This window comes from Pseudomonas azerbaijanorientalis (assembly GCF_019139795.1).
GTDB lineage: Bacteria > Pseudomonadota > Gammaproteobacteria > Pseudomonadales > Pseudomonadaceae > Aquipseudomonas > Aquipseudomonas laurylsulfatiphila.
Window position 1 is genome coordinate 4,202,060 of the sequence record NZ_CP077078.1, and the last position, 20,061, is coordinate 4,222,120.

Annotated in this window: 15 protein-coding genes; 7 read left to right on the top strand and 8 right to left on the bottom strand. The window is 60.7% G+C overall.

Annotated features, from left to right (window positions below; translation table 11 throughout):
* The first annotated feature begins 199 nt into the window (after positions 1–199).
* Positions 200–703, top strand: a complete 504-nt coding sequence (locus tag KSS91_RS18680; protein ID WP_217835714.1) for a peptidylprolyl isomerase — start codon at positions 200–202, stop codon at positions 701–703.
* Positions 700–1,452, top strand: a complete 753-nt coding sequence (gene lpxH, locus KSS91_RS18685) for a UDP-2,3-diacylglucosamine diphosphatase (protein ID WP_217835715.1) — start codon at positions 700–702, stop codon at positions 1,450–1,452. Before KSS91_RS18680 ends, lpxH begins: the two co-directional genes overlap by 4 nt.
* A gap of 121 nt (positions 1,453–1,573) precedes the next feature.
* On the opposite strand, the gene KSS91_RS18690 is transcribed toward lpxH, so the two are convergent.
* The 7 genes from KSS91_RS18690 to KSS91_RS18720 all read right to left on the bottom strand — a co-directional run bounded on the left by KSS91_RS18690 (position 1,574) and on the right by KSS91_RS18720 (position 12,680).
* Positions 1,574–3,103, bottom strand: coding sequence for a DHA2 family efflux MFS transporter permease subunit (locus KSS91_RS18690; protein ID WP_217835716.1), 1,530 nt, complete (start codon positions 3,101–3,103; stop codon positions 1,574–1,576).
* 59 nt (positions 3,104–3,162) lie between these two features.
* On the bottom strand, positions 3,163–4,365 hold the full coding sequence (locus tag KSS91_RS18695) for an HlyD family secretion protein (RefSeq protein WP_217835717.1): 1,203 nt from the start codon (positions 4,363–4,365) through the stop codon (positions 3,163–3,165).
* Between the two features lie 15 nt (positions 4,366–4,380).
* Positions 4,381–5,850, bottom strand: coding sequence for an efflux transporter outer membrane subunit (locus KSS91_RS18700; RefSeq protein ID WP_217835718.1), 1,470 nt, complete (start codon positions 5,848–5,850; stop codon positions 4,381–4,383).
* Positions 5,847–6,320, bottom strand: a complete 474-nt coding sequence (locus tag KSS91_RS18705) for a MarR family winged helix-turn-helix transcriptional regulator (protein WP_217835719.1) — start codon at positions 6,318–6,320, stop codon at positions 5,847–5,849. Before KSS91_RS18705 ends, KSS91_RS18700 begins: the two co-directional genes overlap by 4 nt.
* Positions 6,321–6,558: 238 nt before the next feature.
* Positions 6,559–10,227, bottom strand: a complete 3,669-nt coding sequence (locus tag KSS91_RS18710) for a translocation/assembly module TamB domain-containing protein (RefSeq protein ID WP_217835720.1) — start codon at positions 10,225–10,227, stop codon at positions 6,559–6,561.
* The gene (locus KSS91_RS18715; RefSeq protein ID WP_217835721.1) at positions 10,224–11,951 is read right to left on the bottom strand and encodes an autotransporter assembly complex protein TamA; all 1,728 of its coding nucleotides are present in this window, start codon (positions 11,949–11,951) and stop codon (positions 10,224–10,226) included. Before KSS91_RS18715 ends, KSS91_RS18710 begins: the two co-directional genes overlap by 4 nt.
* A 78-nt stretch (positions 11,952–12,029) precedes the next feature.
* Complete coding sequence (locus KSS91_RS18720; RefSeq protein ID WP_095966520.1) at positions 12,030–12,680, bottom strand: GNAT family N-acetyltransferase; 651 nt, start codon at positions 12,678–12,680, stop codon at positions 12,030–12,032.
* A gap of 296 nt (positions 12,681–12,976) precedes the next feature.
* Between KSS91_RS18720 and xthA the strand changes: the two genes are divergently transcribed.
* Positions 12,977–13,789, top strand: coding sequence for an exodeoxyribonuclease III (xthA, locus tag KSS91_RS18725; protein WP_007970500.1), 813 nt, complete (start codon positions 12,977–12,979; stop codon positions 13,787–13,789).
* Between the two features lie 189 nt (positions 13,790–13,978).
* The gene (locus KSS91_RS18730) at positions 13,979–15,319 is read left to right on the top strand and encodes a substrate-binding domain-containing protein (RefSeq protein ID WP_217835722.1); all 1,341 of its coding nucleotides are present in this window, start codon (positions 13,979–13,981) and stop codon (positions 15,317–15,319) included.
* Between the two features lie 125 nt (positions 15,320–15,444).
* Here the strand turns inward: KSS91_RS18730 and KSS91_RS18735 are convergent, their stop codons facing one another.
* Complete coding sequence (locus tag KSS91_RS18735; protein ID WP_015094355.1) at positions 15,445–16,674, bottom strand: acyl-CoA dehydrogenase; 1,230 nt, start codon at positions 16,672–16,674, stop codon at positions 15,445–15,447.
* Between the two features lie 165 nt (positions 16,675–16,839).
* Between KSS91_RS18735 and KSS91_RS18740 the strand changes: the two genes are divergently transcribed.
* From KSS91_RS18740 to KSS91_RS18750, 3 genes are all read left to right on the top strand, one after another.
* Positions 16,840–17,769 (top strand): LysR family transcriptional regulator, encoded by a 930-nt coding sequence (locus tag KSS91_RS18740; RefSeq protein WP_217835723.1) that lies wholly within the window; start codon positions 16,840–16,842, stop codon positions 17,767–17,769.
* Between the two features lie 207 nt (positions 17,770–17,976).
* Positions 17,977–18,378, top strand: coding sequence for a MerR family transcriptional regulator (locus tag KSS91_RS18745; protein WP_007980992.1), 402 nt, complete (start codon positions 17,977–17,979; stop codon positions 18,376–18,378).
* Positions 18,379–18,565: 187 nt separating this feature from the next.
* Entirely contained in the window at positions 18,566–19,465 is a 900-nt protein-coding gene (locus tag KSS91_RS18750) for a hydroxymethylglutaryl-CoA lyase (RefSeq protein ID WP_217835724.1), read from the top strand.
* The last annotated feature ends 596 nt before the right edge of the window (positions 19,466–20,061 follow it).

The window sequence follows — 20,061 nt, forward strand, 5'->3', positions numbered from 1 at the left end:
AAGCCGCTATCATAGCCGATGCCGTCAAGTGCCTGACAGAGCGCACTCTGTAAACCGTCGCATTTAATGGGCCGCAAATGAAAAAACTGCCTCGAAATTCGCGTCTGGCACGCTAAACTGCGCACCTTGGCCAAAAAGGCTGAACCGGTGGCGGGACATGCTGTTCCAACACCACGAATTCCTTAAGTGAGTAACGATCATGACCCAAGTCAAACTGACTACCAACTTCGGCGACATCGTCATCGAACTGAACGCCGACAAAGCCCCGATCACCGTGGCCAACTTCATCGAGTACGTTAAAGCCGGTCACTACGAAAACACCGTTTTCCACCGCGTCATCGGCAACTTCATGATCCAGGGCGGCGGTTTCGAGCCAGGCATGAAAGAAAAGAAAGACAAGCGTCCAAGCATCCAGAACGAAGCCGACAACGGTCTTTCCAACGACAAGTACACCATCGCCATGGCCCGCACCATGGAGCCGCATTCGGCTTCCGCACAGTTCTTCATCAACGTGGCGGACAACAGCTTCCTCAACCACAGCGGCAAGAACGTTCAAGGCTGGGGCTACGCAGTATTCGGTAAAGTGACCGCCGGCACCGACGTTGTCGACAAGATCAAAGGCGTGGCCACCACTTCCAAGGCCGGCCACCAGGACGTACCGGCAGACGACGTGATCATCGAGAAAGCCGAGATCATTGAGTGATATTGCTGATTTCAGATTTACATCTGGAAGAGGAGCGCCCGGACATTACCCGGGCGTTTCTGGATTTGCTCGCCGGACGCGCCCGCTCGGCGAGTGCGTTGTACATTTTGGGCGACTTTTTCGAGGTGTGGATTGGCGACGACGCCATGACGCCCTTCCAGCGTTCCATCTGCCAGGCCCTGCGCGACCTCAGCGACAGCGGCACGGCCATTTTCCTGATGCACGGCAATCGCGATTTCATGCTCGGCAAGGCCTTCTGCAAGCAGGCCGGCTGCACCCTGCTGAAAGACCCGAGTGTCGTGCAATTCAACGGCGAGCCGGTGCTGCTGATGCACGGCGACAGCCTGTGCACCCGCGACGAAGGCTATATGAAGCTGCGCCGCTACCTGCGCAACCCGATCACCCTGTTCATCCTGCGCAACCTGCCCTTGCGCACCCGGCACAAGCTGGCACGCAAGCTGCGCAGTGAAAGCCGTGCCCAGGTGCGGATGAAGGCCAATGACATCGTCGACGTCACGCCCGAAGAGATTCCGCGGATCATGCAGGAGTTCGGGGTGAAGACCTTGATCCACGGGCATACCCATCGTCCGGCGATCCACAAGTTGCAGTTGGGCGACCAGGCAGCCCGGCGCATTGTGCTGGGGGATTGGGATCGTCAGGGTTGGGCGTTGCAGGTGGACGAACAAGGGTTTGCGCTGGCGCCGTTCGACTTCGTACCGCCGCCGCAACTGGCAGCACCCGCGAACTAACAGCCGAACACAAAAACCTGTGGGAGCGGGCTTGCCCGCGAAGAGGGAGTGTCAGTCGACATCTGTATGACTGATCCGCCGCCTTCGCGGGCAAGCCCGCTCCCACAGGTTATGTGTTGCCTTAGTGTCCCGAGGCCGCAGGCCCGGCCTTCGCCGTAAACGGCGGCCTGGCCAGCCACACGATCAGGATCAGCCCCAGGAACATCCAGCCCAGCAAGGTGAAGTAATCCACCGTGGACATGATGTAGGCCTGGCTGATCACCATCTGATCCAATTGCGTATAGGCCTTGGCCCCCGCCCCGCCCAGGTTGCTCAGTGCTTCGCGGGTCGCCGGGTCGAACGGGGTGATGCTTTCGGTCAGGTAGGCATGGTGCTGGTCGGCACGACGAATCCAGATCCAGGTGGTCAGCGACGCCGCGAAACTACCGCCCAGGGTCCGCAAGAACGTCGCCAACCCGGAACCGTCGGCAATCTGGCTCGGCGGCAGGTCCGAGAGCAGGATGGTCAGGGTCGGCATGAAGAACAGCGCCACGCCTATCCCCATGAACAGCTGCACCAGGGCGATGTGCTGGAAATCCACTTCATTGGTGAACCCGGCGCGCATGAAGCAACTGAGACCAATGGCCAGGAACGCACCACCTGCCAGTAACCGCATATCGAATTTCGGTGCGTATTTGCCAACAAAGGGTGCCAGCAACACCGGCAGGATCCCCAGCGGCGCCACGGCAAAACCGGCCCAGGTCGCGGTGTAGCCCAAGCGTGTCTGCAGCCACTGCGGCAGAATCAGGTTGATCCCGAAGAACCCGGCATAGCCCAGGATCAGCACAATGGTGCCGTAGCGGAAGTTGCGGTGGGCGAACAGACGCAAGTTGACCACCGGGTGTTCATCGGTCATTTCCCAGATCACGAAGAACGCCAGGGCCACCACCGAAATCACACTGCCGATCACGATGAAGCTCGATTCGAACCAGTCGGCATCGTTACCCTTGTCGAGCACGATCTGCAGCGCCCCGACACCGATAATCAGTGCGATCAGACCGACGTAATCCATCGGCTGGCGGCTGGTGACCACCGGGCGCTTTTTCATCTGCTGGGTGACCACCCATGCCGCGAACAGGCCAATCGGCACGTTGATGAAGAAAATCCACGGCCAGCTGTAGCTGTCGGTGATCCAGCCGCCGAGGATCGGCCCGGCAATCGGCGCGACCACCGTGACCATCGCCAGCAACGCCAGGGCCAGCCCCCGCTTCGCTGGCGGATAAACCGCGATCAGCAATGTCTGGGTCATCGGGTACAACGGCCCCGCCACCACCCCTTGCAGCACCCGGAAGCCCACCAGCTCGGGCATCGAGGTGGAAATCCCGCACAGGAACGAGGCCAGCACGAACAGCAGTGTCGCCCAGACAAACAGCTTCACCTCGCCAAAACGCCGACTGAGCCAACCGGTCAACGGCAAGGCGATGGCATTGCTCACCGCAAACGAAGTGATGACCCAGGTGCCCTGCTCCGAACTCACACCCAGGTTGCCGGAGATCGTCGGCAACGCCACGTTGGCGATGGTGGTGTCGAGCACCTGCATGAAGGTCGCCAGCGACAGGCCGATAGTGCTCAGTAACAGGCTTGGCGGTGTGAAAGACGCGTTATTGCTCATCGCGAATCCTTTGAAACCAGTTGGGCGCAGCTAACCCTGTGGGAGCGACCTGTGGCGAATCAGCGTTGCGCGGTTTTGCTGACCGCGGCGCTGTTGTCGTGGATCAACCGGGTGATCATCGCGTCGGCCTCGGCCAGCTGACGGTCGTAGACGTTGGTGCTGAACGAAGCCTTCTGCGGCGGCTGTTGCGCCAGCACCGGCCCGCTCTGGTCGTGCAGGTCCACATCGACCATGGTCGACAGGCCGACCCGCAGCGGATGTTTGGCCAGCTCCTCGGCGTTGACGTGGACTCGCACCGGCACGCGTTGCACGATCTTGATCCAGTTGCCGGTGGCGTTCTGCGCCGGCAGCAGGGCAAAGGCGCTGCCGGTGCCGGCGCCGAGGCTGTCGATGGTGCCGCTGTATTTCACGCTGCTGCCGTACAGGTCCGTCTCGATCTCCACCGGTTGGCCAATGCGCATGTCACGCAGCTGGGTTTCCTTGAAGTTGGCGTCGATCCACAGCTGATCCAGCGGAATCACCGCCATCAGCGCGGTACCCGGTTGCACGCGTTGACCCAGTTGCACCGAACGCTTGGCCACGTAACCGGTGACCGGTGCAATCAGGACGCTGCGTGAGTTGTTCAGGTAGGCCTGACGCAGTTGTGCGGCGGCGGCCATCACGTCCGGGTGCGAAGACACCACGGTGTCATCGACCAGCGCGCTGGTGGTCTTGAGCTTTTGTTCGGCATTGGCCAGGGCGTTTTGCGCCGAGGTCAGGTCGTCGCGGGCGTGGGACAGCTCTTCCTGGGAAATCGCCCCGCCGGCAGCAAGGTTCTTGCGCCGGCTGAAGTTGTCCTGAGCCTTTTGCACTTCGGCTTTCTGCGCATTGACCTGGGCTTTCATGCCATCCACATCACTGTACAGACCACGCACCTGACGCACGGTACGCGCCAGATTGGCCCGGGCGTTTTGCAGACCGATTTCGGCGTCGTTCGGGTCAAAGTTCACCAGCACCTGGCCTTCATGCACCAGATCGCCATCGTCGGCGCCGATGCTGACCACGGTGCCCGTGACCAGTGGCGTGATTTCCACCACGTTGCCGTTCACATAGGCGTCGTCGGTGCTTTCGCTCCAGCGTCCGTAGAACTCGTGATAAGCCCAGACGCCCGCGCCACTCAGCACGACGGCGACAGCGAGGATCAACAACATGAACTTGCGCTTGCCCGAGTTGGGGTTGCCTTGGGTGTTTTCCGGAGGTTGAGTTGTATCGGCAGTGGCCATGACAAGTACCTTGAATTAGTGGGTCAGCGTGGCGGGCGTGGCGTTGGCCAAGGCGATGGCCTCAGGCCGGAAACCACCGCCCAGCGCCTGCATCAATTGAATCGACAGGTCGATCTGCTCGGCATTCAGGTTGGCCAGCTGACGCTGGGCCTGGAGCAATTGCTGCTCGATGCTGAGCACGTCCAGGTAATTGCCGATGCCGGAACCGTAACGCTGGACCACGGTGTTGTAGGAATCCTGGGCGATGTCGGTGGCGTGCTGCTGGGCAGCGATCTGCCGGCCGATATCGCGCAGCTGGTTGATGCTGTCACTGACATCCCCCAGCGCCTTCACCAGGCTTTTGTTGTACTGCGCCACCGCGAGGTCGTAGTTGGCGTCGCGCGAATCGAGGTCGGCGCGCAAGCGGCCACCGTCGAAAACCGGCACAGAGATCGTCGGTGCAATGTTGAAAAAGCGGCTGGCCGATCCAAACATCGCATCGCCCAACAAGGACTCGGCGCCGGCAGCCGCGCTGAGGTTCAAGTTGGGGTAGAACCGGGTCTTGCCGGCGTCGATGCTTTTGCTCGCCGCCTCGACCCGCCAGCGCGCGGCAACCAGGTCCGGGCGACGTCCGAGCAACTCGGCCGGCAACACCGAAGGTAGCGCTACCGCACTCGGCTTAAGAATGTTCGGCCGGGCAATTTCATTGCCGCGGTCCGGACCTTTGCCGAGCAGCACCGCAAGGGCGATCTTCGCGCTGTTCAGGCGCTTTTCAGCGTCGATCAAATTGGCTTGGGAGGTGGCTTCGAGGCTTTCGGTCTGCTGGAACTGGTACTGGCTGTCGATCCCGGCCGTCAGTCGCCGCTGGCTCAGCTCGAGCATTTGCCGGGTGCGCTTGAGGTCTTCGCTGGACAGGTCATACACGATGTGCGCCTGACCGAGATCGCTGTAGGCCCGGGCGACGTCGGCGGCCAGGGTCAGTTGCGCGGCCTGCTGGTCGACTTCAGCGGCACGGGCCTGGCCGAGGGCCGCTTCCCAGGCATCGCGCTGACCGCCCCACAGGTCGAAGTTGTAGTTGAAACGGGTGCTGATGTTACGCACGGTGGCGTAAGCGTCGCCCTGCCCGAGCGGGTCCTGGTCGCGGGCCAGGCGCGAGCGGCTGACACCGGCGCTGGCATCCAGGGTCGGCATCCGCGCGGCGTCGGCGGCGTAAGCGGCAGCGTTGGCCTGATGGGCACGGGCGTCGGCGATCTGCATGTCCGGGCTGTCGCGCAGGGCCTCGCGGATCAGGCCGTCGAGTTTCGGGTCGTCGAGGCTTTTCCACCAGTCGCTCTTCGGCCAGGCGGCCGGCGACAGGGGCACGCCGCCGAGGGATTGCCCGGCCTTGAAGTTTTTCGCGTCGAGCCTGACCCCTTCGGTTTTCAGGCCGCTGTAACTGGCGCAACCGGCCAGGCTCATGGCTAACAAAACCAGGCTCAGGCCGGCACGCAAGGGTTTACTGCTCATTTGTCACCTACTCGCAGCAGGGTGATCGAGTCACCGGCTGCTACCAAAATCTTCTTCAGAATCATCTCAAGAGTCTTCAGCTCTTGCGCAGTGATGGCACCGGCCAGTTCATTCATGGCTTCGGCGCCGATGTGCGGCAACAGCCCGGCGAGCTTCTGGCCGTCTTCCGTGAGTACCAGCTGCACCTGACGGCGATCCGCCTCGGAGCGTTGGCGGGCGAGGAACCCCTTCTGTTCCAGACGATCGAGCATGCGAGTCATCGAACCGCTGTCCAGGGACAGGTGACGGCACAACTCGCCCGGCGAATCGACGCCGTACTGGGCCATGATGATCAACACCTTGAACTGCGCGGCGGTGATGCCGTGGGGTTCCATGTGGGTGTCAATGATCCGGTCCTTGAGCAGCGCGGCGCGTCCGAGCAGCAGGCCAAGATGGCAATTGTGGAAATCGTCTGGAGAGAAATGTTTCATCTGACCACCCGTTAGCTGCCTAGGCAGTGAATGTATGTCTAAATGTTACTGCCTAGGCAGCGAATGTTAACGCAATAGTTAGCATGCTTTGCAAATAATTTTTCAATGCTGCCGGGTTTTGTGCTGTCCACACGGACGCCTTCGCGAGCAAGCCCGCTCCCACAGGGATCACGCTGAACCTGTGGGAGCGGGCTTGCTCGCGAATGGGGTGACTCGGTCTTTTGTAGGAAATGCGGACCTAGAAATCCCGCTTGTAGAAGATGTCCAGCGAACTGGCCACGCCGCCGGCGGCTTCAAGGTAGACCCTTTTGCTCAGCTTGTAGCGCAGGGCAATGGTGTTGGCCGGTTCGAACACGCCGACGCCATAGCGCAGGCTGAGCTTCTCGGAAATATTGCCGCTGGCCACTACGCTGGTGGTGTTGCCGCTGCCCTGGGTGTCGAGCTGGAAGTCCTGGATGCCCAGGTTCTTGGCGATGCCGCTGGTCACACCGGAACTGCCCATCAAGCCCAACCCGAGGGCCGCCTGGGCGAGCATGTTGTTGTCTTCGCCATTGCTGCTCAGTGGACGCCCGAGCACCAGATAGGACAAGGCCTGCTCCTGGCTCATCGCCGGCTCTGAAAAGATTTGCGTGGTCGGTTGTTCGGCACTGCCACTCAAACGAATGCCGGCGATGATGTCGTCGGTCTTGCGAATGGCTTCGATGTCCAGGTACGGCTGATCGATGGGCCCGGCAAACAGCAAACGTGCCCGGCGCACTGAAAGCCGCTGGCCATAGGCACGGTAACGCCCGTCGTTGAGCCACAGCTCGCCGCGGGTGTCCATGTTGTCGCCGATGTGCACATGCCCCTGCACATTCGCCGTCAGGCCAAACCCGGCAAAGCTCAGCTTGTCCTCGCCGACCAGCACTTCGATGTCCATCTTCATCGCCAGCGGTGGCTTGCCCTCCTCGGTCTGCTGACCGACGATCACCGTGTCATCGGAGACCTTGACCGTCGACGGCGGCAATTCACGAATGGTGATTTCACCCCTGGGCACCAGCACTTTACCGGCGATGGCCAGCTCATCGCCCTTCATTGAAATCTTCAGGTCCGGCGCGACTTCAAGCTTGGCGTAAGGCTCGACGGTGACCGGCAATTGCGAGCCCTTGAGTGCCAGATCCACCACCAGCGCCTGCCCCCAGGCGATGTTGCCGTTCAAGCTGCCCTGCCCGGCCTTGCCGCTGTTCCAGCCACCGTTCAGTTGCACGCTTTCACCGGCGATGAGCGCCTGAACGTGCAGATTTTGCAGCTCCATCGGCAATTCAGGCCCGGCCACCACGCCGTCACTGAGTTGCAGACTGCCATTGACCTGCGGCGCCAAAAGACCGCCGGAAATCGTGCCGCTGCCATTCAGGCGCCCGGTCAGCTTCTCGACCATCGGCACGAATGGCCGCGCCACCGACAAGTCCAGCCCGCTCAAACGGAACGAACCGCTCAACGGCTTGTTCTTCGGCAACGGATTGAGCTGTGCCTGCACCCTCAGTTCGCCGAGTTTGCCGCCGACAAAATTGAGTTCGGTGTCGATACGTTTGGGCGTGAGTTTGCTGGTGAGTGTCAGGGTCTGGTACGGGAAGTCCAGCCACTGGTCCTTGTCCTTGATGCGCAACGTGCCGCCGCTGGCATCGACGCTGACCTGGCCGTTCGGGCCACTGGCCGGCAGATCCAGTTGCAGGTCGGCATTGAGCCGGCCCTGCCAGGCGAAATCCTTCGGCAACCACTGCGCCAGGCTGTCGATCGGGAACTGCCTGAGGTGATAACGCAGCTTCGGCTCGGGCATCAGGCGTGAGTCTTCACCGCACAGACTGGCCTGGCCGGATGCCCAGCAATGGGCACCGAAGTTGATTTTAGCGTCCGCCAGGCGTTCGAGTTTCGCCGGCCCTTGCAGCTTCCAGTCCTGGCCACCGGCCTGGATATCACCGCTGGCCAGGCGTCCACGCCAATTGCCTTTATCCAGCGCACCGTCCAGACCCAGCGCCAGTTTCAGCTTCGGCCCTTGCAGATCGAGGCTCAACTTCTGGTTCTTGATATCGCCCTGACCGCTGGCGGTCAGGGTTCCCAGCGAGGTGTCACCGGCCTGGATGCCGCTGCCCTTGAGGTCGATTTTCGCCCGTTGCGCACTGTCCAGCGTGGCGTCCAGGTTCAGGCTTTGCAGGCGATTGTCCTGGAAAACCAATTGCGAGCCTTGCAGGTCCAGCTTGCCTTGGGGCGCCTTGAGCGTGCCGGCGACATCCACGCGGCCATTGAGTTGGCCGCGCAGCTCTGGCCAGAGTTGGGCCAGGCGCGGCAGCTTGAGGTCGATCTGCCCGGCGAGTTTCTGTTGCAGGCTGCCCTTGCCGCTGATGCTGTTCTCGCCCAGGCGAACCTGCAGGGCGTTGAGGTTCCATTGCTCACCACGGCCATCGGCCTTGGCCTGGATCACCGCTGGCTGGCCGCGCAGTTTGCCCTTGAGGTCCAGGTCGGCGTTGAGGCTGAGCACTTCGTTTTTCAGCTCGCCCGTGCTGCGCAACGGCCCCGCTAGCGTGCCCGGCAGCTCCGCGACCCAGTACGCCGGGTTGATCGCCGACAGATCCAGCGCGGTGTCCCAGGCAATGCCGTCGGCGAACTGCAGGTTCAGGTGCCCTTCAGCCTTGCCCTGCCCGGCCTGGAGTTGAATCTGTTGCAAGTAGATTTTCGTCAGGTCGCCCGCGAACGGACTGGCCAGGGTGAAGGCACCGGCCGGACCATCCGCCGCGGCTTCAAAATGACCGAGGTACTTGCTGTCGGTGTAGGACACCTCACCGGTGAAGCGGCGCAACGCCACCTCCGGCTCGTCGATCAATGGATAGAGACGGTGCCAGGGGAAGTCCAGCCAGTCGATTTTCGCTTCGGCGCTCAGGCCTTTGCTCCAGTCCACAAGCCCTGTGAGCTTGAGGCTTTGTTTGTCGCTGGCGGTCAGGTCGAGCGCGGCGATCTGCGCGCCGTTGGCGTCGACCTTGCCTTGCAGTGCCAGGGCGACCGGCCCTTGCTCGGCGGGCAGCGTGGCTTTGCCGAGCAGCGCGTAGCCGTTCTTCAAGTCGCCAGCGCCGGTGAGCTCAAGCTGATTGAGTTGCAGGGTGTCCGGCAGATCGGCACCGGGTTTGAAGCCATCGGCGGTGATCCGCACCTTGGCCGGCAGGTTGTCCACCAGCGGTTGCAGTTCGCCGGTCAGTTGCCCGTTGAGGTAACCGCTGCTGTCGGCTCTGAGATTGAGGGTTTTCAGCAGGTCGCCATCAATCTTGAGCGCCAGCTCCCACGGCGCGGGGGTCGACAGGGTCAACTTGCCTTGCGCGTGAAGCGGCCAATTGCCGATCGGTTGCAGCGAGCCGGACAGGTTCAGGCTGAGGTCATCGCGCTGCAAATGCACGGAATCGATCTGCATGCCCTCAGGGGTCCAGTGTGCTACCAGCTGCAAACCCTTGAGCTCCTCACTGCCGTTGAACAGCAGGCTGCCGACCTTGACATCTCCCAACTCGATGGCCAGCGGTAACTTCAGTTCCGGCAGGGTAATCGGGCCAGTGCCCGGCTCTTCGGCACCCGGCGGGAACGTCAGGCTGACCTGGTCGGCCTGCAATTGCTCGATGCACAAGGTCATGCGGGTCAGGCACAACGGCGACCAGGCGAAAATCACCTGGTTCAGTTCAACCCGACTGGTGTCCTGCTGCCACAGCACCCGGTCGGCACTCCACTGCCCGCCCAGCCGGCCCTGGAAGTTGTCCAGGGTCAACCCCGGTACGAAGCCCAACGCCCAGCGGCTGCCCGTCGCCGTGCCGAGTACAGTGGCCAGCGTCAGGACAACCAGCATCAACAGTGCGGCTATTGCCAGCAGCGTTACTTTCAAACCACGCTTCACAGCTCAGGCCCCATGGAAAAGTGCAGTCGAATGCCGCCATCGTCGTCCAGCGCATGGGCCAGGTCGAGGCGGATCGGCCCCACCGGCGATACCCAGCGCACGCCGATACCGACCCCGGTCTTGAGGCTCGGCAGTTCGAGGGTGTTGAAGGCGTTGCCCTGGTCGACAAAGGTCGCTATCCGCCATTTTTCGGCGACCGAATACTGGTACTCCGCGCTGGCGGCCACCATGTAGCGGCCACCGATGCGATCGCCGTCGGAGTTTTCCGGCGACAGGCTCTGATAGTCGTAGCCGCGCACGCTCTGATCGCCACCGGCGAAGAAGCGCAACGATGGCGGTACAGATTTGAAGCCGTTGGTGGCACTGCCGCCGACCTGCACCCGTCCGAGGAAGCGGTGTTTATCGAACACCGTGGTCAGGCCTTTGACCAATGCCGTGCCATAGAGCAGGTTGCTGTCGGAACCCAGCCCCTCCTTGGCCACCTTGGATTCGAATTGCAGGCGATAACCGTTGTGCGGATCGATGCGGTTGTCGCTTTTGAGGTACGAATAGCTCACACCGGGCATCAGCAAGGTGCTGAGCCCCGAGTCATCGCCCAGTTGGTAATCCTCGCGCTGCCACTTCAGCGACACCACCCGTTGCCAGCCGCTGGGCAGTTTGCTGTGCCACTCGGGGCCGAGGGTCAGCAGCTTGCTGTGGCTTTCCTTATCGGCGATTTCTTCATTCTGGTAGCCACCGGCAAAACGCAGTTTGTCGGTCAGTGGCGGGTCCAGCGGAATGTCGTAGAACAGCCCGACGTTTTGCCGGGGTGCCGAGACTTCGGTTTCCCAGCCATAACTGTGCCCTTGTGGGTTGACCCAGTGCCGGGTCCAGTTGGCCTTGGCCCGTGGGCCGACGTCGGTGGAGAAACCCAGGCCCAGGCCCATGGTCCGTGGCTTGCGGGTTTCGAGCTTGACGTCTACCGGGATAGCATTCTCTTTTGACGCCGCGGGTGCTGCGTCCACGCGCACGCCTTCGAAGTAGCCACTCGATTGCAGGTTCTGATTGAGTTCGGCAATCAGCTCCGAGTCGTAAGGTGTACCGGCCTTGAAGGGCACCATGCGTTGCAGCAGTTCGTCATCGAACGGCGTATCGCCCTCGAAACTGACCTTGCCCAAGGAATAGCGCGGACCGCTTTCATAGATAAGCTCGATATCGGCAACACCGGCCCGCGGGTCGACCGACAGTTTCGAACGGGTGAAACGGCCGCTGAAAAAGCCATAACGCGAAGCCTGGTTCTGGATCAGGCGCTTGGCGTCCTCGTAATGCCCATGGTTGAGCACGGCACCGGGCTTGAGCGCGTCGCTTTTGGGGATTCGAAAGGATTTGAGGGACGCCGCGGGTCCTTCGACTCGCACCGTGACATTGCGCAAGTGCACCGGCTCGCCGGGGTCGACCTTCAACACCAGGCGTGGCTTATCGCCGCCCTTCACTTCACTGTCGATGTGCGGCTGGTAATAACCCAAGGCCTGGGCGGCCTTGCGCGCCTGCTCCTCGGCGCCACGACTGAAGCGCTGCAAGGCTTCTTCGTCACGATCGCCGAGGCTGCCGATATAGCCCTCTATATTGGCCTTCAGTTCATCGTTGGACGGTTTGATCCGCACATCCAATTCACTTTGCGCCAGCGCCGTGCAGCTGGATAACAGCATGAGCACGCCACTGGTAAATCTTCCTGGAAACTTCATAGGCGCGGATGCTATCACGAGCATGGTTCATGAACATGGAAGCGTGATAGAGCCTGACATGCCCGGAAAGTTCGTGGTCTAAGCCGTTGCTGTTTGTAACACCTGGGGATTGGGGTGAAAAAACACGTGTTCGCGAACCGGCCCTACGGCAACTTCACCGATTTCCTCATAGCCTTGACGCTTATAGAACTCCAGATAGCGAGGGTTTCCGGTGTCGAGGATCACGCCCTGTGAGTGTTCATCCACCGCGCACCAGTTGTGTACGGCTTGCAACAGCTGTTCGCCGAAATGCTGGCCCTGGAACTGCGGGTGAACCCCCAGCAACGGCAAGACGTGCACCGAGTCGTTCGGCACGCAGGCCTCCACGGCAGCGTGATATTCGAGGTAGCGACGGGTGCAGCGAAATCCCGTGCTGAGCACCATGCGCAGGCGCCACGCCCAACTTTCGGTAACCCCAAGGCGACGTTGCGGCGGCGCGATCAGGGCGATACCGATCAGGCGGTCGTTGACCAGCAGGCCGATGGCCGGCAGGTCCTGGAGAAAATGCTGGGTCACCAGTTCGCGCACCGTGGCGCGAACCCGCTGTTCGTAACCGGGGCGTTCAGCTTCGAACAGATAGCCGAAGGTCGGTTCGTGTCGATAAGCCTGGTACAGCAGCGAACGGGCTTCACGGGCGTAGCCGCTGTCGAGCATGTGAATATCGGCGATGGCGGTCGAGGTTTCGGGCATGACGGTTGATCTCCCCGGCGCAGCTCGGATGGCTGCGCTCTTGTTGTTACGAGCTGATCGGCGCTGTCACAGTTCCTTAAAGATCCGAAATGAGTGTAGGCAATGAATTCGCCTTCGCGAGCAGGCTCGCTCCCACAAAAGCAAAGGCCGGCGCATAACCTGTGGGAGCGGGCTTGCTCGCGAAAGGGCCATCACTGCCCACACAAGACTGACAGGCAAAACCCAATCCCCTCACCCCACACTGGCCCGATTCCCCCATGTCAGCTAGCATCGCCCTTTTGCCAGGACTGCCGACCATGAAGATCGTCTCCTTCAACATCAACGGGCTGCGCGCCCGTCCCCATCAGCTGGCGGCGCTGATCGAAAAGCACCAGCCCGATGTGATCGGCTTGCAGGAAACCAAAGTCCACGATGAGCAGTTCCCGCTGGCCGAGGTGCAGGCGCTGGGCTACCACGTGTATTTCCACGGGCAAAAAGGCCATTACGGCGTCGCCCTGCTCTCGCGCCAGGAACCGCTGGCCCTGCATAAAGGTTTCGCCACCGATGAAGAAGATGCCCAGCGGCGTTTCATCTGGGGCACCTTCGCCGACGCCAACGGTGTCCCGGTCACCATCATGAACGGTTATTTCCCACAGGGCGAAAGCCGCGACCACCCAACCAAATTCCCGGCCAAGGAGCGTTTCTACGGCGACTTGCAGCAATTGCTGGAAAGCCAGTTCAAGAACGACCAGCCGCTGGTGGTGATGGGCGATGTGAACATTTCTCCGGAAGACTGCGACATCGGCATCGGCCCGGACAACATGAAGCGCTGGCTGAAGACCGGCAAATGCAGCTTTCTGCCGGAAGAGCGCGAGTGGATGGCCCGCCTGAAGAACTGGGGCCTGGTCGACAGTTTCCGTCACCTGAACCCGGACGTGACCGACACCTTCAGCTGGTTCGACTACCGCAGCCGTGGCTTCGAAGACGAACCCAAGCGCGGCCTGCGCATCGATCTGATCCTCGCCTCCCACGGCTTGCTGCCGCGGGTGAAGGCCGCCGGTGTGGACTACGAACTGCGCGGCATGGAAAAACCTTCGGACCATGCGCCGATCTGGCTTGAGTTGAGCTGATCCCGAAACGTACCCAGCGCCAATGTGGGAGCGGGCTTGCTCGCGAATGCGGTGTTTCAGTCAATGCATGTATCGACTGATCTGACGCTTTCGCGAGCAAGCCCGCTCCCACATTGGAAAAGTGTCATTTTTCGGAAACCTTACTGACTTAATCTCCCGACACCTCCTTTGGCTATATAAGGTGCCGGCATGATGCTGCGCGTATTGTTCCTGTTGATGCTGTGCCTCGGCTTGCCACACCTGGCGGCTGCCGGCAATTTGCCGACAGCTGGACAAGGCCCGGTGCTGCGCATTCAAGGCTCCAACACCATCGGCGCAGCCCTGGGACCGGCGCTGGTCGAGGGCCTGCTGGGCGAACAGGGCCTGCGCAGGATTCACCGCGAAACCCCGGACACCGCCAACGAACTGCGCATCGTGGGTGAAACCGATCAGGGCAGCCGGGTTGTCGTTGAAGTCGCAGCCCATGGTTCGAGTACCGGTTTTACCGCCCTGAAAACCGCCAATGCCGACCTCGCCGCCTCATCCCGCCCGATCAAGGACAGCGAACGGGTGAGCCTTGCATCCCTGGGCGATCTGAAAAGCCCTGGTGCCGAACAAGTCATCGCCATCGATGGCCTGGCGATCATCCTTCACCCGGACAATCCGCTGACTCAACTCGGCACCGAGCAACTGGCGCGCATTTTCAGTGGCGAAGTCAAAACCTGGGAAGAAATCGGCGGCCGCGTCGGGCCGATTCATCTGTATGCACGGGATGATCAGTCCGGTACCTACGACACCTTCAAGGAACTGGTCCTGAGTGATCGCGGGAAAGGTCTCAGCAGCACGGCGAAACGCTTCGAATCCAGTGAACAACTGTCCGACGCCGTGAGTGCAGACCCACAAGGCATTGGTTTTATCGGCCTGCCCTACGTGCGCCAGGCCAAAGCCGTGGCGATTGTCGATGGACAATCACAAGCCATGCCGCCACTGAACAACCTGATTGCCACGGAAGACTATCCGCTGTCCCGCCGACTGTTTTTTTATCTGCCACCGAGCAGGGAAAACCCTTGGGCCGATGCACTGGTGGCGTTTGCCCAAAGCAGCAAAGGACAAGCGATTGTCGCCGCCAACGGTTTCATCGCCCAGACCGTCCAGGCCATGACCGTGACACCCAATGCGTTGATGCCCGAGGGTTATCAGGCTCTGAGCCGTCACGCACAGCGTTTGTCGGTCAACTTTCGTTTCGAAGAAGGCAGCGCAACGCTGGACAACAAGGCGCAACAAGACTTGTCCCGGGTGCTCGACTATATAAAGCAGCACGACAAAACCAGTGGCCAGGTAACACTGGTGGGCTTTGGCGATGACAAGAGCGACCCGGCGCGCGCCGATCTGTTGTCGAAGCTGCGAGCCATGGCGGTAAGGCGGGAGTTGGTGAAAAGCGGTGTGGTGTTTCGCGAGATACGCGGATTTGGAGCGCAGATGCCGGTGGCGGCCAATAGCGCCGATGAGGGAAGGATCAAGAATCGGCGGGTTGAGGTTTGGGTGTATTGAATCTGATGTTGCTGCATCGAATGGAATGACGCCTTCGCGAGCAAGCCCGCTCCCACATTGGATCTCTACATGGCGCAGATTCAGTGTGGGAGCGGGCTTGCTCGCGAATGGCAGTCGCCGCGGTCTTAGTGCCCGCTACGCATCATCTCTTTCGGCACATATTTGCCGATTTCGAATTTGCCGATCGCCGCACGGTGCACTTCGTCCGGGCCGTCGGCCAGGCGCAGGGTGCGCTGCATCGCATACATGTAGGCCAGCGGGAAATCGTTGGAAACCCCTGCCCCGCCATGGATCTGGATCGCCCGGTCGATCACCCGCAACGCAACGTTTGGCGCGACGACCTTGATCTGCGCGATCTCGCTGCGGGCCACTTTGTTGCCAACGGTGTCCATCATGTACGCCGCCTTCAGTGTCAGCAGGCGTGCCATGTCGATTTCCATCCGCGAATCGGCGATCTTGTCGACGTTACCGCCCAGCCGCGCCAGGGGCTTGCCGAATGCCGTACGGCTCACCGAGCGCTTGCACATCAGTTCCAGCGCACGCTCGGCCATGCCGATCGAACGCATGCAGTGGTGAATCCGGCCCGGACCAAGGCGACCTTGAGCGATTTCGAAGCCGCGTCCTTCGCCCAACAGGACGTTTTCGTACGGCACCCGGACATTTTCAAACAGCACTTCGGCGTGACCATGAGGCGCATCGTCGTAACCGAACACCGGCAGCGGGCGCACAATCTTCACGCCGGGGGTATCGACCGGCACCAGAATCATCGAGTGCTGGGCGTGGCGTGGCGCGTCCGGATTGCTCAGCCCCATGAAAATCAGGATTTTGCAGCGAGGGTCGCAAGCACCCGAGGTCCACCATTTCTTGCCGTTGATCACCCACTCATCACCATCGCGCACCGCACGGGCGGCCATGTTGGTGGCATCGGAGGAGGCAACGTCCGGTTCGGTCATGGCGAACGCCGAGCGGATCTCGCCGCGCAGCAAGGGTTCGAGCCAGCGTTGCTTCTGTTCTTCGTTGGCATAACGCACCAGCACTTCCATGTTACCGGTGTCCGGTGCCGAGCAGTTGAACGGCTCTGGCCCCAGCAGCGAGCGGCCCATGATTTCCGCCAACGGTGCGTATTCGAGGTTGGTCAGGCCGGCACCGAGCTCAGACTCAGGCAGAAACAAATTCCACAGCCCTTCAGCCTTGGCCTTGAGTTTGAGTTCTTCCATGATCGCGGTCGGCTGCCAGCGGTCGCCCTCGGCGACCTGGCGCTCGAACACGGCTTCGGCGGGATAAACGTAGGTGTCCATGAACGCTGTTACGCGCTCACGCAGTTCCTGAACCTTGGGCGAATAAGCGAAATCCATGAGCGAGATACCTTCTTGGGGGAGGTTGTTTAGATCATGCAATCGATGCTAGAACAGCCATGAAAATTTACCTAGCCTATTCTCGGCGTGTATAAACATTCATCACCGATATATGATCGACTGATCGTCAAGGTCAGCCCGCCCACACAATAAGAGAGCCGCGTAATGAATCTGAGCAAGGTCGATCTCAACCTTTTCATCGTCTTCGACGCGATCTACACCGAAGCCAACCTGACCCGTGCCGGGCAGATTGTCGGCATCACCCAACCGGCGGTGTCGAACGCTCTGGCCCGCCTGCGCGAGACCTTCAACGACCCGCTGTTCGTACGCACGGCCCAAGGCATGGTGCCGACGCCCATGGCGCAGAACATCATCGGCCCGGTGCGCAATGCGCTCTCACTGCTGCGCGTGTCGGTGCAGGAAAGCCGCATTTTCAATCCGCAGCAAGCGGCCAAGACCTATCGCATCAGCATGACCGACCTCACCGAAGCGGTGATCCTGCCGCCGCTGTTCCAGCGCCTGCGCCGCCTGGCGCCGACGGTGATCATCGAGAGTTTTCTGTCCAAACGCCGCGAGACCACCAAGGAACTGGCGGCCGGCCGCCTGGACTTTGCGGTCGATGCGCCGCTCAACACCGACCCACAGGTGCGTCACGTCAAGTTGATGGAAGACCGCTACGTGTGCGCCATGCGCAAGGGGCATCCGCTGGCGGGCAAGGAAAAACTCACGCTGGATGATTACCTGGGCCTGACCCACATCCATATTTCCAGCCGCCGCAGCGGCCTCGGTTATGTCGACCTGGCGCTGGGCAAGATGGGCATCCAGCGCAAGATCGCCCTGCGTTCCCAGCATTACCTGATGGCCTCGCAGGTGTTGCAGCAGACGGACATGGTCATGACCGTGCCGGAACGCTTCGCCCGCCGCAACGACCTGCACGCCTTTTATCTGCCGGTCAACGATGTGCCACCGGTGGAAACCCACCTTTACTGGCATGAAAGCACAGACCAGGACCCGGCGAACCGCTGGATGCGCGAGCAGATGATCGAGTTGTGCCAGCAGGTGACGGCGCAGGAGAAGAAGCTCGAGAAGGTGTAAAGGCGTCACACCGCGTTATCGTTCTTCGCGAGCAAGCCCGCTCCCACATTGGATCTTCAGTGGACACAATACTGGTGCCCTGCACAAATCCCTGTGGGAGCGGGCTTGCTCGCGAAGGGGCCAGCAAGAACGCTGAAAATTCACGCCCCTTGACGTAAACGTCAACCTGCCATTAGCTTAGCGCCATGACCTTTTGCGAGCGCTTCCATGAGCAGCCAGACCTACAGCATTTCCGACCTCGCCCGCGAGCTCGACATCACCACCCGCGCCATTCGCTTTTATGAGGAGCAAGGCCTGCTCAGCCCCGAGCGCCGTGGTCAGGAACGCATTTACTCGCCCCGGGACAAAGTCAGCCTGAAGCTGATCCTGCGGGGCAAACGCATCGGTTTCTCGCTGGCTGAATGCCGCGAGCTGATCGAGCTTTACGACCCGTCCAGCGGTAACACCAAACAGTTGCACAGCATGCTGGCGAAAATCAGCGAGCGCCGTGAGCAGCTTGAACAGCAGTTGCTGGACATCGAACAGATGAAACTGGAGCTCGATACTGCCGAAGAGCGCTGCGTACAGGCGCTGGAGCAGACCCTCAAAAGCCAGGAATCAATTCAGTAAATCCACACCGCCCCCTGTAGGAGCGAGCTGTGGCGAGGGGGCTTGCCCCCGTTGGGCTGCGAAGCAGCCCCAAAATTTCCGATGTATCGAAGATCTTGTGAGTGCTGCGCACTCAAACGGGGGCAAGCCCCCTCGCCACAGTTCGCTCCTACAGGGTTCTCCGAACAATCAGCACAGGTCAAAGCCCATGTCCCTCCCCTCCCACGTACGCATTGTCGAAGTCGGCCCGCGCGATGGCCTGCAAAACGAAGCCCAACCCATCAGCGTTGCCGACAAGGTGCAACTGGTCGATGCACTCACCGCAGCCGGGCTCGGCTATATAGAAGTCGGCAGTTTCGTGTCGCCCAAGTGGGTGCCGCAGATGGCCGGCTCCGCCGAGGTTTTCGCGCAGATCCAGCGCAAACCGGGTGTGGTCTATGGCGCACTCGCTCCCAACCTGCGCGGTTTCGAAGATGCCCTCGCCGCCGGGGTCAAGGAAGTGGCCGTGTTCGCCGCGGCGTCCGAGGCGTTTTCCCGGCGCAACATCAATTGCTCGATCAGCGAAAGCCTGGAGCGTTTCGCGCCGATCATGGAGGCCGCCAGACAACATGGGGTGACCGTGCGCGGGTATGTGTCCTGCGTGCTGGGCTGCCCCTATGAAGGTCACGTCACCCCGGAGCAAGTCGCTTTGGTCGCTCGCGAGCTCTATGCCATGGGCTGCTACGAGGTCTCGCTGGGGGACACCATCGGCACCGGCACCGCTGGCGAAACCCGAAAAATGTTCGAAGTGGTAGCAAAGGATGTACCCCGTGAAAAACTCGCCGGGCACTTCCACGACACCTATGGCCAGGCCGTGGCCAACATCTACGCCAGCCTGCTGGAAGGTATCTCGGTGTTCGACAGCTCCATCGCCGGTCTCGGCGGCTGCCCCTATGCCAAGGGCGCCAGCGGTAACGTCGCGACCGAAGACGTGGTTTACCTGCTGAACGGCCTGGGTATCGACACCGGAATCGACCTCGACGCCCTGATGCTCGCCGGTCAGCAGATTTGCAGCGTATTGGGTCGCCCTACCGGTTCCCGCGTGGCCAGGGCCCGCAGCGCACAGTGAGTGCGTTGAGTGTGTCCGGGTGTTACCGCGCAGACTCAAACGTGGGCGCAAGCGAGTAACACGGAAACAAAATGTAGGGTTTTGCCTGAGAAAAAAAACCCGCAAAACCGCAAAGCATTGATTTTAAAGGCCTTTAAAAAGTTGGCACGGCTCCTGCTATATCTATCGCATAACAAGAATAAAAAAATTGCGGCAACCCTAATAAAAACAAGACGTAACGACTCTGACATAACAAAAACAACACGGCAGAGACGCAGCTAACAGATTTTTTTGGAGAAGATGTGCTTTTCAGGGTGCTTTTCGAAGTGACCCGCAATCAGACAGAGAATAATAAAACTACCTTCAGGTAGCTCCCGTACTGGTTGGATCGCTCAGCGAAAAAGCAGATCAGCGCTCAAAAAAATACGTTTGCTCTTGATCCCGGATGGGGATCGCCAAAAACAGCGGTAAAGGGCAACGGTTGCCAAAAACAAAAACAGACCGACCCTCAATAATAAAAAAAGAGCACGCGCAACGACAAATTAAAGGGGAGCTTCGGCTCCCCTTTGTGCTTTCCGGGACTCTGGTTCAGCGCCCATCGATCGACGCCCCACCCA

Bases quoted from the DNA above. Each gene is read 5' to 3' on its own strand.
- KSS91_RS18680 (WP_217835714.1), top strand. From the start codon at position 200: ATGACCCAAGTCAAACTGACTACCAACTTCGGCGACATCGTCATCGAA.
- KSS91_RS18690 (WP_217835716.1), bottom strand. From the start codon at position 3,103: ATGAGCAATAACGCGTCTTTCACACCGCCAAGCCTGTTACTGAGCACT.
- KSS91_RS18695 (WP_217835717.1), bottom strand. From the start codon at position 4,365: ATGGCCACTGCCGATACAACTCAACCTCCGGAAAACACCCAAGGCAAC.
- KSS91_RS18700 (WP_217835718.1), bottom strand. From the start codon at position 5,850: ATGAGCAGTAAACCCTTGCGTGCCGGCCTGAGCCTGGTTTTGTTAGCC.
- KSS91_RS18705 (WP_217835719.1), bottom strand. From the start codon at position 6,320: ATGAAACATTTCTCTCCAGACGATTTCCACAATTGCCATCTTGGCCTG.
- KSS91_RS18715 (WP_217835721.1), bottom strand. From the start codon at position 11,951: ATGAAGTTTCCAGGAAGATTTACCAGTGGCGTGCTCATGCTGTTATCC.
- KSS91_RS18720 (WP_095966520.1), bottom strand. From the start codon at position 12,680: ATGCCCGAAACCTCGACCGCCATCGCCGATATTCACATGCTCGACAGC.
- xthA (WP_007970500.1), top strand. From the start codon at position 12,977: ATGAAGATCGTCTCCTTCAACATCAACGGGCTGCGCGCCCGTCCCCAT.
- KSS91_RS18730 (WP_217835722.1), top strand. From the start codon at position 13,979: ATGATGCTGCGCGTATTGTTCCTGTTGATGCTGTGCCTCGGCTTGCCA.
- KSS91_RS18735 (WP_015094355.1), bottom strand. From the start codon at position 16,674: ATGGATTTCGCTTATTCGCCCAAGGTTCAGGAACTGCGTGAGCGCGTA.
- KSS91_RS18740 (WP_217835723.1), top strand. From the start codon at position 16,840: ATGAATCTGAGCAAGGTCGATCTCAACCTTTTCATCGTCTTCGACGCG.
- KSS91_RS18745 (WP_007980992.1), top strand. From the start codon at position 17,977: ATGAGCAGCCAGACCTACAGCATTTCCGACCTCGCCCGCGAGCTCGAC.
- KSS91_RS18750 (WP_217835724.1), top strand. From the start codon at position 18,566: ATGTCCCTCCCCTCCCACGTACGCATTGTCGAAGTCGGCCCGCGCGAT.